Origin of the sequence: Paenibacillus sp. E222 (genome assembly GCF_013401555.1) — a bacterium.
Taxonomy (GTDB): domain Bacteria; phylum Bacillota; class Bacilli; order Paenibacillales; family Paenibacillaceae; genus Paenibacillus.
The window spans coordinates 1,489,282-1,502,396 of the sequence record NZ_CP058552.1 but is presented as its reverse complement, the minus strand read 5'-3'; the positions used below and the strand labels follow the sequence as shown (position 1 = coordinate 1,502,396).

Here is a 13,115-nt window from a genome sequence, read left to right as displayed (position 1 = left end):
TCTTAATTCATTATTTTTGGAGAACTATTAAAGGAAGGTAAAAAAAGATCAACGGAATGTAAAATCATTTAAGATTCATTCAAGGTTGACGCTCTAAGATACAGACATGGAAGCAATACACGATGCAACAAAACATACAAAACATGGATGAAAGGACTGAACCCAATGGCAATTGAAGTATTCAACCGATATGAGAGCAAGTATCTACTGACAGATGAGCAATACGAGAACTTCTACACCGATCTGCTGAAGTATATGGAGCTGGACGCTTACAACAAGAAACACGAGTTCTACTCCATCAGCAATCTGTACTTCGACACTCCGCAGGATTCCCTGATCCGCGCCAGTCTCTCCAAACCCAAATACAAGGAGAAGCTTAGGCTGCGGGCATACGGAGTTCCTGAAGAGAATGCGAAGGTATATCTGGAGATCAAAAAGAAAGTATTTGGCCTGGTAAACAAACGCCGAACTGCCCTGAAGCTGGATGAAGCCTACGAATTCGTTCAGACAGGCAAGGCGCCTAATCTCGCAGATTACATGAACAAACAGGTTGTGGAAGAGATCAAGTACTTCCTCCGGCTGTACGATCTGGAACCAAAAGTGTATCTGGCTTATGAACGCAAGGCGCTGTTCGACAAGAACAGCCGCGATCTCCGCATCACTTTTGATACCAACATCCGCAGTCGCAGATACGATCTGAAGCTGGAGCAAGGGGATTACGGTGAACCACTGGTGAAAGATGGACGCTGGCTGATGGAAGTCAAAGCCGAGAAAACCGTTCCGATGTGGCTCTCCCAACTGTTATCCGAACACGGCCTATATCGCACCGGATTCTCGAAATACGGCAATGAGTACAGACATCTGGCCAGAACCACCAACCTGAACTACCAGACTGAACGAGAATTGCTGCCGGGTACCGATTTCAACCCATCCATAGAACAAGAAAAAACAATCACAGAAAGAGAGCGTGTAGTATATGCTTGATTCCATTTTCAGCTCAGCTTTAACAGACACCACCCTAACTTTTAGTAATGCGATTCTAACGATTGGACTTGCCATCATCATGGGGGTCATCATCAGCCTGACATACATGAAGACAAATCAGAGCACATATTCCCAAAGCTTTACACTAACTATGGTCGTCTTGCCTGTCATCGTAGCCATCATCATTCTTCTGATCGGCAGCAACATTGCCCGTGCATTCAGCCTCGCGGGTGCCTTCTCCATCATCCGATTCAGAAGTGCGCCTGGTGACCCGAAAGACATTGCTTATGTTCTGTTCACCATGGCTTCCGGTCTTGCCTGCGGTGTAGGCGCATTCGGTTATGCTGTAATGTTCACCATTATCCTGTGTGTACTGATGTTTGTCCTGAGCCGCTTCAACTTCGGAGGGAAGAAAGCCCAGCAAAAAACGCTGAAAGTAACCATTCCGGAAAACTTGAGCTACGAAGAAGCACTGAACGAAGTGTTCCATAAATTTAACGTACCTTTTGATCTCAAAAAAATCAGAACCACCGAACTCGGCAGTCTGTACGAGCTTGTCTACAGTGTTACCATTCACGAAAGTGTAAGCCAGAAGGAATTCTTGGATGCGATTCGTACACGAAACGGAAATCTAGATATCTCGTTAACGATGAGTCCAACACCAGAATACTAAATTGAATCCGAAGGGAACGATATACTATGAAAAAGAAAATCATAACTGGGAGCAAACTATGGTCCGTCGCGATGATTACGGCCATGGTTACGGCTTGCAGCGCTCCGGCAGCCACTAGCACTACTGCAAACGCCGCAGTTTCAACGACAGGGACTACCAAAACCGTATCCGTCAGTGAACAAACCTCTGTAAAGTATGCCGATCTGGTCACGATGGATGAAGACGATACCAACGTGAGCTGGAGTGCAGCAGACTCCACAACGATTAAGCTGAACGGGACGACCGCTTCCATCACAGGTTCGGGCGCAAAAGCAGCAAACGGATCGGTAACCGTCTCCGCAGCGGGTACCTATGTACTTAGCGGCAAGCTGACCGACGGACAGATTGTAGTTAATGTGGCAGATAAGGGCACCGTACATCTCGTATTAAACGGGGCAACCATCAATGATAACGACAGTGCAGCTATCTATATCCAGAAAGCAGGCAAAGCCATTATTACGCTGGAGGAAGGAACCGAGAATGCTGTCTCGGATGGCAAAACTTACGTATACGCCGACGATACAACGGATGAGCCGGATGCAGCCATCTTCAGCAAGGCAGACCTGACGTTCAATGGTACAGGCAAGCTGACAGTTACGGGTAACTACAATGAAGGTATTACGAGCAAGGATGATCTGAAAATCGTCAGTGGCACAATTAACGTCAAATCCGCCGATGACGGCATCAAAGGTAAAGATATGGTGGCGATTCAAGCCGGGACCATTACCATTGATTCAGAAGGTGACGGCATCAAATCTACAAACGATACGGATACGACCAAAGGCTTCGTGGCCATTGCTGGAGGTACATTCAACATCCAGAGCGGCAGCGACGGCATTCAAGCGGAAACCGCATTGGTTACGGATGGCGGCACATTTAACATCGTAACCGGAGGCGGCAGTGCCAATGCACCAGAAAAAGTAGAAGAAGGACCATTTGGCGGCGGTGGCGGCGGATGGGGTGGCGGTACACCTCCAACCGATATGGGCACACCACCGGATGGGGAACCACCTGCTGATATGCCGAGCAATAATGGAACGAACGCAGCAGGCGCAGCACCATCCAGCTCTACCAATGCAACAGCACCTACTGATTCCATAGCAGATGCAGACACAAGCACAACGGCTGCAGAAGAAGAAACAACGAGTGCCAAAGCACTTAAAGCAGGAGCAGATCTTACCGTCAATGGCGGTACGTATACGATCAATTCCATGGATGATTCCCTGCACAGCAACAACAATGTAATCGTCAATGACGGCAAGTTCAGCATTGAATCCGGGGATGACGGGATTCATGCAGATCAGGCGCTCACCATTAACGGTGGAACGATCACCATTGCCAAGAGCTATGAAGGTCTTGAAGGTGCAATCATCACCTTGAACGATGGGAATGTGGATGTGACTGCATCAGATGATGGCGTGAATGCTTCCGGAGAAATAACTGCAACTGACGCTGATGCGAATGCGGCAGCCACTGCAGAGGACGGTACTAAAGCAGCCAATACCGATACAACTGCAGTCTCCAACACTTCTGTTACAGAGACGACTGGCATAACATCTACTACGGATCAGTCCAATCAAAGTACAGACACGAATAGCAATACTCGCCCACAAGGCGGTGGGCCAGGTGGTATGCCGGGTGAATCTGCCAGCAACAGTGAGCTTCATATCAACGGCGGCTCTCTCACCGTCAATGCAGGCGGCGACGGACTGGATTCGAACGGCTCCATCTATATGACAGACGGAACCGTCATTGTGAACGGTCCAACAGATAATGGCAACGGAGCACTGGACTATGACGGCAACTTCGAATTGAGCGGCGGATATCTGGTCGCTGCGGGAAGCTCCGGCATGGCTCAGGCAACATCTGAAGCATCGACTCAAAATACCATTGCCATGACGTTCCCTGAAACGCAAAAAGCAGGAACACTGGTACATGTGGAAGATAGCGAAGGAAACAACATTCTGACCTTTGCTCCAGCAAAAGATTATCAAACGGTGGTTGTCAGCTCCCCGGATCTGAAAAAAGACGGTTCTTATGTGATTTACTCCGGCGGATCATCGACTGGTAAAGCAGTGGATGGACTCTATACAGACGGAACGTATAGTGGCGGAACCAAAGTGGTTGCCTTCCAATCCACAAGCAATGTAACTTGGGTGAACGAATCTGGTGTTACAACTGCCAACTCGGGTATGGGTGGTCCAGGCGGAGGCCGTGGCCAAGGTGGATTCGGAGGCGGTAGAAACAGAACAGAATCGGGTACAACAACCGATACCACAGGTACAACGGGCACTACGGATACCACGAAGTAAGTGAAGACTCAGGCCATAAGAGCCAACAAATAAAGGTGATTTAATAACAAGGGATGTCCCATACGTCATGAATATGACGGAGGACACCCCTTGTTTTTGTTAGTTTATTCTAAAGAACCACCTGGTACACGCTATTCGATTCGATTTGCCCAGGTCTGAAATCTAACGAATCACAGTGACGTTATTTCGTCGATTGGGCCGATTTTGTAGGTTCGTTAGCGCTCAAAACGTATATACATACACCTTGGTACGCAGCGTATCCCGGCATGTAATCGTCCGTAGCGGTATCTTGCCTGGCAATGCAAAACAGACGCTAATCACCTTCGCTCCCGGAGGCAGCTCCCGATTGAATTTGTCGACTAGCCGATTCATCGCTCCAGGGAATAAATAACAGATGACGCAATCTGCGTGTTCATATGAACTGGTATAGATGTTGCCACGGATGAATCGCAGCCGCCCCTCCAGAGAGTGGCGTTTCCCCTTCGTTCGCCGGAAACGGACACTTAAAAAAGCAATCAGTTGGGAGGTCCATAAGGGAACAATTGAATTCTCAATACCCGTTAATCTTTTGCCTGGGCATTGCCTCACCACGTCCAGTGCCAGCGTTCCCCACCCGGAGCCTGCTTCAATAACGTCACCGTAACCGGGAATGCGGTTGACCTCCTGAATGACTGTCTGCCTGACGATGCCGGAAGTCGGCATCGGTGAGATTCCATTTTTCCAACTGACCAGCACGATGGATATTACAGATATAAGTGTCACCACAGCAATCAGCCATGGTAGTAGTTGAACTATGAACATAACCTCAACCCTTTGGAGTTTAATTAAGAGGCGGTATTTGCACCTTCATCATAACAAAAGAAGCTTCCCCAGGTCCAAAAAACCCGGCAGAAGCTTCCTTCTTCTTATTCTATTTAGGCTTCATCCCAATCCATAGCGTAACTCGTTCAATTCATTCAATCCGGCACATGGGACTTCATGTAAACGCCCTTTTTGTACACCGACTTGATTGTAAAATGTACGCCCAGCTTGCGATTCGTCCGGTAGATCAGCGAGTTAATCTCGTCAATGCCCACCGGCTCACTCTCCAGCATGCTTCGCTCCGGCCACACCTGGCCGACAATCTGCTCCCGTGTCACAAAGTGATCCAACTGGCTGTACAGCAGCTTGAACAGTTGGTACTCCTTCTTGGACAGTGGAATCTCCACTTCTCCAATCTGCACGGTTTGCAGGTGATCCTGCAAACGCACACCCTCGCCCAGCAGGTCAGATATCCGATATTCTCTCGTTTCTTCGAGATCCCCTTCTACGCGAAGCTGAATCAAACCGTTGACCAGCGTCAGGCTGTCTCCTTCGGCAAACGGGTATTTCTCATAAGGAACGAGGCGCTGCCCGTTCAATTCCGTTCCATTTTTACTATCCAAGTCCTCAATCCACAGCTGATACTGAGCATCATAATGAATGCGGCAATGCCGCTTCGATATCAACTGATTGTAGACAGACAAGTCCAATTCATCTCCACCCGTATAACGCCCCACTGTAATGGAACGCCCCTGGCTGACATAAGCAAACGAACCGTCACTTTCCTGCCCTGGCGTACGAATGACGATTTTTGCCGTCTCCCGCATGTTATTCTCCCACCTTCAAAATATCACTCTATCTCTATGAGCGCTTTCGTTCATAAATAATGATAAATTCATCAGATTTGTTCCATTGTTTGCATCCATAACAATTTATATAGTGTATACAGGCATCGTCATATGCTTTTCTCTACTATACCAGACGTTGTGCCTTTTTTCTCATAACGGTCGTATGCATACCTTAGCCCAATCAACAAGAGAGGTCCCTCATCATGAACAAAAAAAACATTTTCATATATGTGCTGCTCGCCTTCACTCTGTCCATTACCTTAACGGTGCTCTCCCGCATCAATGATGATCGCGGAGAATCACTGAAAGGTACAACCACAACCGAAACTTCATGGTTGCAACTGAATACCCAGCGGTAAGTATACTCTATTATAACGTGATCAACAGAAAAAACGTTTCACGAATGTCATCTTATGCTGGGTAATCCCATCCTGACTGAGGATCAGATCATAATCCGGTCATAAGAATAAGGCCCCTGGACGCTAACAACCAGCGCTCAAGAGCCTCATTTTAATGTATTTTTACATATGGATACCGATCAGTGCATCCGATAATGAAATTTTGTCAAAAGCGATGTTGCAACGGCATTTTATGCCCTTAGCGCCGCTTTTTCCTGATACCAAGTTTCCTCCACCCATAGACAATGAGCGCTACAGGGCCAGCAATCCATAATAATTGCCATAACATGATACTCAGATCAAATCCCATGTTATATCCCTCCCCAAAGATTGTGAATGCTGTATCAACTATCCTAAAATTGGTTCTTTTCATCCTCCGGCAGATCAGATTCATTAGACTGCTCGGCCTCTCTAGCCTGAATTTCCTCCATCCGGCTCGACACCTTCTGATACAGATAAGAAATTCCAAGCAGCAGTACGCCAAAGCTGAAATAGGCAATGATCTTGCTACCGGATGTAAGCAATCCCACATCATAGAACACCATTTTCCCGGTGGAAAACAACGTCAGTCCCAGACCTAGGCGCCGAATCATTACATATTTTCTGCGGAACCCATAGGCAATGTACAGGATAGCAAGCAGCAGATAGATTAGGCTGAACATCAGCCCTACATCTCCCCATTGGAACTGGACCGTCATGAACACGGTGATGACACCCAGCAGATAGACCCCTGCGATCACCGGATACCATTCAACGCTCTTGAACTGCCCGCGGATTGCCGTGATCAGCAGATCCCTTCCTGCAAAGAACACGCCCACATTAAAGATGATTAATACGAGTAAACCTACGACTTCAGCCGCTGTGTGCTGCTGAACATCCGGCTGAAGTGCCGGCATGGATAACGTTACTGCCAGTGCAATACAACAGCCCACCGCATGCAGGAAGACGATATAACCCTGCACGATCCGATCACGCAAAAGCCTCACTTTACCCAATCCATAGGCCATGGCAATAGTCAGCGCAGCGAACATCAGCCATTTGTAGAACAGGTATAACAGAAATGAGTCATCGACGGCTTTCATATACAATTCATTCGATTCATACAGCACATATAACCACAGATTGGCGAGTGTGACGTACTTGAACGCATTCAAAAAGCCAAGCTCTGTCTGGCTATAATGATATTTCTCCCCGGATAGGGAGCCCTTCCGATCCAAGGCATAATAGAGCGTAATAAGCAGCGCACCAAGCGTGATGCAGGAGTATTTTAACATGAAATAGGATTGCTCCCCCATGATGAACAGCACCAGCACGTCATAGTACACAAAGGTAAACATGCACAGAAGCACGATTCCCCATCCGGCAAGTTCCACCAACTTGAACCGCTTGAGATGTCCGAGCGTAACCAGCAGAACTCCTTCGATCAGCCAGCCCATAGACAGCCACTTCGCACCAAACTGGAACGGTATAATCAGAATGGCAAAGGTCAGGGAAGTCACGTAGAACAATAGAAGGGTCTGCTTTTCCTGAGGCATCCTCTGCTGGATAAAACGGGCGAGCCCGAAATAGACCAGAGCAAAAATCAGAGCAAGCAAGCCCTGTGCGTCATTCCAGCCCGCTGCATCGAACAATACATACAACATCAGACAGCTGATGCTCGTATTCATGGCCAGCAGTGCGAAGTCCAACCAGGTCAACTTCACCCGATGTTTGAAGGGGTACGCCAGGGTGATGCCGAGATATAATGCAAATGTCACAATGGAATACAACATGCCGATCTTCTCACTTGGTGAGAGCCATAACAGGATGAGCATGGACGGTGTGTTGAACAAAAAACTGATATAATGCACAATCGGCCACCGTTTGCCAAATGAAATTAATACAATAATTCCGTTTAAGAGCAACAGATAGATCATGGCAACATACACAGCCGAACCTTGAAGACCGAAATAGGCCATATAGGAGATTAACGGTAGATACCCTCCAACCAAACCAAGTGAGCAGATGGTCCTGGACTGATACCTCAACGATAACAGCACGGATAAGGCCGAAACCAATATCGACAAGGCAAGTCCCGTATATAACCCGATCATATGCAGTAAAAAGTAACTGTAGAAGATCGAGCCAAACAGCACGGAAATCCCGCCTCCCAGCAGCCCCATCGCGAACGTTTGACGTTTGCGCCGGAACAGCCATTCACCCCCGGCAAGCATGAGCACACCAAGCAGGAAAAAAGCGCCGCCTTTCATCTCATCGTTGAACCAGGTCGCGTATGAGTAGCGAAACGCCGCTCCAACGCCAAGAATAATGAGCAGGATGGCGACCTTATTGATCCAGCTTAGACCAATTTTCATCTCCATCCGGTTCTGGCGAATGCGCCGCTGAATGGTCTCTTCGCTTAAACCTTCCTCCGCCATATGCTCATATCCTTGTTGCAACTGGCCACGTAGCGCCTCTTCTCTCTCCCACAAGGTCTGTCTATGCGCCTCAATTCGTTCCTGCACCTCAGCAGCCAGATAAGCAATTCTCTCCTTCATCTCATTGGCGTCGCCCTGAAGTTCCTCTGAAGCCCTGTTGAATATCGCATTTAAATTCACTTTGGTGCGATGTTCATGCGCTGCGAGCCGATCATTATGTACACTCGTCTTTCCTCGGAAATACGTCTCCATCTTCTCCTGGGATACACGAATGAGATTCAATTTCTCATCCAGCATCTGTTCGGACAGAGCCATGCGAAGACGGGCATTCTCTTCTTCCATTTTGCGTGTGCGTACTTCAAGCTGTTGCAGCTTGAGTTGATGCGCTTCATATTGCGCACGCAGTTGTTCATTCTGCACGATCAGATCATCTGATTGATACTCCTGAAGCAGGGCATTGTACTCCTTTACCAGCTGCTTCTGCTGCTCCTGAACCTGGTGAAGCCGATCCTTGAACTCTTTCATGAGCTTCCTCCGTTGGTTGATGTTGAATTCATTCCCTATATTTTACTATATGTATGCCATAAAATGGGGTTTAAGGAATAGAATCATTTACCGTTCTCTGTGGATTGGAAGTCGTTATGGGATTTATACAAAATGCTTACATAACAAAAAGCCCGGGAAGCATCAGCTCCCAGGACTCTCATTCATTGATATAGTCATTCTGCACACGTATACAACTTCCGGTCATCTTACTGAGCCTCGGATACTTACGCCGGATCTTTCGTATCCGCCGTCTCCGGCTCCATAATTTCGGTGGTATCCGGGTCCAGCCAGTTGGCAAGCAGGGTTCGCACATATTGCAGATCACTCTCTGACAAATCATAGTACCATGTGCCGCTACGCGTTGCGCCCTCACCCTTCAGCATGTAATTGCTGATTGTTGGTGCGTTGTCTTTCATATATAGAGACTCGGCAAATTTCATAATGAAATCCGAGTTCATGTTGGTTGTAAAATTCGATCCAGCGATCTGGATAACGTCCGGGATCTTGGTGAGATTTTTGACCTCAAGCGCACGATTCATGAAGGCACTTAGAAAAAGACGGTGCCGCATCGTCCGATTGAAATCGGAATCTTCCCGGTAACGTACATAGCCCAGCGCTTCCTCTCCGCTGTAGATCGGTTTGTTGGCTTCAACAAACAGCTTCTCATGCGTTTTCAATTTGTTCTCAATATTTTTCTTAATTGGCAATTCAACACCGCCAACCGCATCAACAATATCCTTGAGTCCGTTAAAATTAATTGCGGCATAGAAATCGACTTTGTTTTCCAACAGATGTTCTACGGTATCCATCGCCATCTTGGCTTCACCATGCGCATACGCAGAATTAATCTTCGATTTCACATCCCGGCCGATAATATCGGTATAGGAGTCACGCGGAATCGACAGCAGCAACACTTTATTTTCTTCCGGACGAACGACAGAATAGATGATCGTATCCGAACGACTAGGTTCGTTATCCCGTTGGTCAATCCCTAGCAGCAACAGCGAGAATGGATCGGTATGTTCTACAACGGGTGCATCCTTATCGCCAACCGGCTTGAAGGATTCATCAAGGGCTTCCTTTACAGTACCCGAGGCAAACAGGTTAAATGCCAGCAGGACGAGTTGTTTTTGATAGATAAATCCGACTCCTCCCAGCACAATGAGTGTGCTCAGGATGATAATTAGAGGCTTCTTCCATCTCTTCTTCGGCTTCTTCGGCTTCCGTCGGGTTAAATGTGCAGCATTGTTCTCCATCATATCTCCTTTAATAACGGTCTTAGAATCATTTAACTATATTAATAACACGTTTTCAATAGATTACGTTATAATCTGCTATACAAGAAATGACAGAGAAGGAGCGATGAACGATGGAATATCGACGTTTGGGGAATAGCGGTCTGCGGGTTTCCGCACTTGGACTCGGCACCAATGCCTTTGGTAAACGGGCGGACGAGCCGACTTCTATCCGCATTATTCATGCGGCACTGGATCAGGGAATTAATTTTATCGATACCGCCAACATCTACGCCGGAACAGAATCGGAACGGATTATCGGACAAGCCCTGGCAGGCAGACGGGAAAACGCTGTGCTTGCTACCAAAGCCGGACTTCCCCGGCATGAGGGTCCCAATGGGCGCGGTTCATCCCGCTATCATTTGCAGCAAGAGCTTGAACATAGCCTGCGGCGTCTGCAAACGGACTATGTGGATCTGTATCAGATCCATACCTTTGATCCGCACACACCGCTGGATGAGACGCTGCGCACATTAGACGATATGGTCACTTCCGGCAAAGTCCGCTATATCGGAGCTTCCAACTATGCAGCCTGGGAGCTGATGAAAGCTCTTGGTACCAGCGAGCTGAAAGAATATGTACGTTATATCTCGACCCAAACCAGCTACTCTCTGGCTGATCGCACACCTGAACTTGAACTCGTGCCGATGTGCCTTGATCAAGGTGTCGGCATCATCCCGTATTTCCCGCTGGCTGGTGGCATTCTGACAGGCAAATACAATGGCGAAGCTGGCGTACCTTCCGGTTCCAGAGCGGATACCGATCCGGCCTTCAATCGTTTCCTCCTTGAACACAACATTCAACTGGGTGAGCAGGTCAGTGAAAAGGCATCGGCGTATGGCTGCTCCCCAAGCGTCCTGTCGCTTGCATGGCTGCTGGAACGCCCTGCTGTTTCGACAGTTATCGTTGGGGCAACAAGTACGGAACAGCTGGAGCATAATCTGGCTAGCCTGGACATGAAACTAACCAATGATATGATTGCCGAGCTCGACCAACTTAGCGACTCTTTCCGCCATGGTAAGCCATTTGCGACTTATCGGATTGATTGAAGCAACAGAAATAACCTCCCGGCTAAAAAGTCCGGGAGGTATAACTTCACTACACACTGTAGTCTAATAAAGCATAGAAAAAATCTTTTTATTGAATTAAACATCTGTTTTATATCGAATAAATTCCTGCATGATTTCCATGTATTCGTCCTTACGATCACTTAACACATCAAAGAACACCTTGTCCGCAGTTTCAACTAGATGAATACCTTCAAGGGCCAAGCGGGTTCCTTCCGGCGTTGTTGTAATAATATTCGCACGGGTATCGGTAAGATGACGCTTGCGAGTTATTAGCTCTCTCTTTTCAAGAGCACGGAGCACTTGAGAAGTAACGTTAACATCCACATTGGCAAATTGCGCAAGCTGGACCTGGGTTACTCCCTTACCCTCTGTATCGCGTTCATTGAGCCACACACAAGCATGCAATAATACAAATTGGGGTTGTGTTAATTCCAGAGGTTCGAGCACCCTCCGTATTTCCCTTTGCCACATCGTAGTTACCTGCCATAGCAGATATCCCGGACTTTCCTGAGCATTTTTATACCGTGAGCTTTCCATCTCATATACCTCCATCATTACACCTTGAGCTTCATCTTATCTTATAACGCTTGTCGGAACGCATGCGTTTCAACGTTGTACATTTTCAGGGAAACAATTAGCGTGAAGGAATAAATTGCTTGACCCATTGACCAAATCCATGCGGATTACGGCTCTGAATCAGGACTGTCCCTTCACCACGGAATCGGCATACTAATCCTTCTCCACTGGTCACGCTGGATAACCAGCCTTGTGAAGCTTTCTCAATGCGATAATCCATATAATTGGGCCATGCAACCAAGTGGGCATTATCCACGATCACTTCTTCACCCGCAGCCAGATGGATCGCATGGATTGCACCATAGGATGATAGAAACACCGTTCCTCGACCACTGATCTCTATAATAAAGAATCCCTCGCCCGAGAAGAGACCTTTCTTCAGGTTTTGCATTTTGGTATTCACCTGGATGCCTTCCGTTCCGGCCAGGAATCCATCTTTCTGTACGTAGAGCGAATAGGAACCATCCAGTTCAATCGCCTCCACATCCCCCATGCTGGAGGGTGACAACAGAATCTCCGCAGATCCCCCTGCAGCCGTCAATTCCTGAAAAAAGAATTTCTCGCCGCTGATCATTCGTCCGAATCCGGCAAACATGCCGCCTTCAGAAGAGCCCTTCAATTCAACGGTTGGTGTCATGGATACCATGGCCCCACTTTCTGCCTTGAACCGTTCTCCCCGTTGCAACTGCACCTTAAGCATCGCAAATGCACCATCGTATAGAATTTCATAGTTCATGGCTTCATCAGCTCCTTGTTGTCCGTGTTAAAGTCGTTTAACCCATTATCCTCCAAGACTGAGGATTTGTCTCCGTATTCCTTAATAATGTGCTGATCTCCCCAGTTACATAGGGCATTCAGGATCGGTTCCAAACTTCGGCCATATTCACTCAGTTCGTACTCCACCTTGGGAGGTACCTGATTATACACAATGCGGTTCACGATCCCGTCATCTTCAAGCTCCCTTAGCTGCTGGGTTAACATTTTCTGCGTAATTGCGGGCATAATACGCTTGAGATCACTCGTCCGTTTCTTCCCGTGTGTCAGATGGCAGAGAATGACACATTTCCACTTGCCGCCGATGACTTCAAGCGTCGCTTCAACTGAAATATTATATTTCTTTCTGATCATGCTGCATGTCCTCCCTGGGATTGTTATT

12 protein-coding genes are annotated in these 13,115 nt (G+C 47.6%); 5 read left to right on the top strand and 7 right to left on the bottom strand.

Features of this window, described 5'->3' with window-relative positions; genetic code table 11:
* The first annotated feature begins 165 nt into the window (after positions 1-165).
* The 3 genes from HW560_RS06755 to HW560_RS06745 are packed head-to-tail and all read left to right on the top strand — an operon-like array spanning position 166 to position 4,008.
* Positions 166-984: a polyphosphate polymerase domain-containing protein gene (locus HW560_RS06755; protein ID WP_090903617.1), complete on the top strand. Its 819-nt coding sequence runs from the start codon at positions 166-168 to the stop codon at positions 982-984.
* Positions 977-1,657 carry a DUF4956 domain-containing protein gene (locus HW560_RS06750; protein WP_076287340.1) on the top strand — a complete coding sequence of 227 codons (681 nt, stop codon included), beginning with the start codon at positions 977-979 and terminating at the stop codon, positions 1,655-1,657. The genes HW560_RS06755 and HW560_RS06750 overlap by 8 nt, the downstream gene beginning before the upstream one ends.
* A gap of 26 nt (positions 1,658-1,683) precedes the next feature.
* Entirely contained in the window at positions 1,684-4,008 is a 2,325-nt protein-coding gene (locus tag HW560_RS06745) for a carbohydrate-binding domain-containing protein (protein ID WP_179262471.1), read from the top strand.
* Positions 4,009-4,230: 222 nt separating this feature from the next.
* Here HW560_RS06745 and HW560_RS06740 read toward each other — a convergent pair whose 3' ends face one another.
* Together HW560_RS06740 and HW560_RS06735 are read right to left on the bottom strand one after the other, a co-directional pair.
* A complete protein-coding gene (locus tag HW560_RS06740; protein ID WP_090903063.1) occupies positions 4,231-4,809 on the bottom strand; it encodes a class I SAM-dependent methyltransferase in 579 nt (192 codons plus the stop codon).
* A 155-nt stretch (positions 4,810-4,964) separates the two neighbouring features.
* Positions 4,965-5,636, bottom strand: coding sequence for an FHA domain-containing protein (locus HW560_RS06735; RefSeq protein WP_090903061.1), 672 nt, complete (start codon positions 5,634-5,636; stop codon positions 4,965-4,967).
* Positions 5,637-5,860: 224 nt separating this feature from the next.
* Here HW560_RS06735 and HW560_RS06730 point away from each other — a divergent pair, with 224 nt between their 5' ends.
* The gene (locus HW560_RS06730; protein ID WP_177185819.1) at positions 5,861-6,016 is read left to right on the top strand and encodes a hypothetical protein; all 156 of its coding nucleotides are present in this window, start codon (positions 5,861-5,863) and stop codon (positions 6,014-6,016) included.
* Between the two features lie 392 nt (positions 6,017-6,408).
* Here the strand turns inward: HW560_RS06730 and HW560_RS06725 are convergent, their stop codons facing one another.
* Together HW560_RS06725 and HW560_RS06720 are read right to left on the bottom strand one after the other, a co-directional pair.
* Positions 6,409-8,997 carry a DUF2339 domain-containing protein gene (locus HW560_RS06725; protein WP_179262469.1) on the bottom strand — a complete coding sequence of 863 codons (2,589 nt, stop codon included), beginning with the start codon at positions 8,995-8,997 and terminating at the stop codon, positions 6,409-6,411.
* A gap of 245 nt (positions 8,998-9,242) precedes the next feature.
* Positions 9,243-10,277 carry an LCP family protein gene (locus HW560_RS06720; protein WP_306459231.1) on the bottom strand — a complete coding sequence of 345 codons (1,035 nt, stop codon included), beginning with the start codon at positions 10,275-10,277 and terminating at the stop codon, positions 9,243-9,245.
* Positions 10,278-10,387: 110 nt separating this feature from the next.
* On the opposite strand from HW560_RS06720, the gene HW560_RS06715 reads away from it, so the two are divergent.
* Complete coding sequence (locus HW560_RS06715) at positions 10,388-11,362, top strand: aldo/keto reductase (protein WP_179262467.1); 975 nt, start codon at positions 10,388-10,390, stop codon at positions 11,360-11,362.
* 96 nt (positions 11,363-11,458) lie between these two features.
* On the opposite strand, the gene HW560_RS06710 is transcribed toward HW560_RS06715, so the two are convergent.
* From HW560_RS06710 to HW560_RS06700, 3 genes are all read right to left on the bottom strand, one after another.
* On the bottom strand, positions 11,459-11,920 hold the full coding sequence (locus HW560_RS06710; RefSeq protein WP_177185818.1) for a MarR family winged helix-turn-helix transcriptional regulator: 462 nt from the start codon (positions 11,918-11,920) through the stop codon (positions 11,459-11,461).
* A gap of 97 nt (positions 11,921-12,017) precedes the next feature.
* Positions 12,018-12,695, bottom strand: coding sequence for a TIGR00266 family protein (locus tag HW560_RS06705; RefSeq protein ID WP_179262465.1), 678 nt, complete (start codon positions 12,693-12,695; stop codon positions 12,018-12,020).
* Positions 12,692-13,087, bottom strand: coding sequence for a winged helix-turn-helix transcriptional regulator (locus HW560_RS06700; protein ID WP_024629739.1), 396 nt, complete (start codon positions 13,085-13,087; stop codon positions 12,692-12,694). Before HW560_RS06700 ends, HW560_RS06705 begins: the two co-directional genes overlap by 4 nt.
* Between the last annotated feature and the right edge of the window lie 28 nt (positions 13,088-13,115).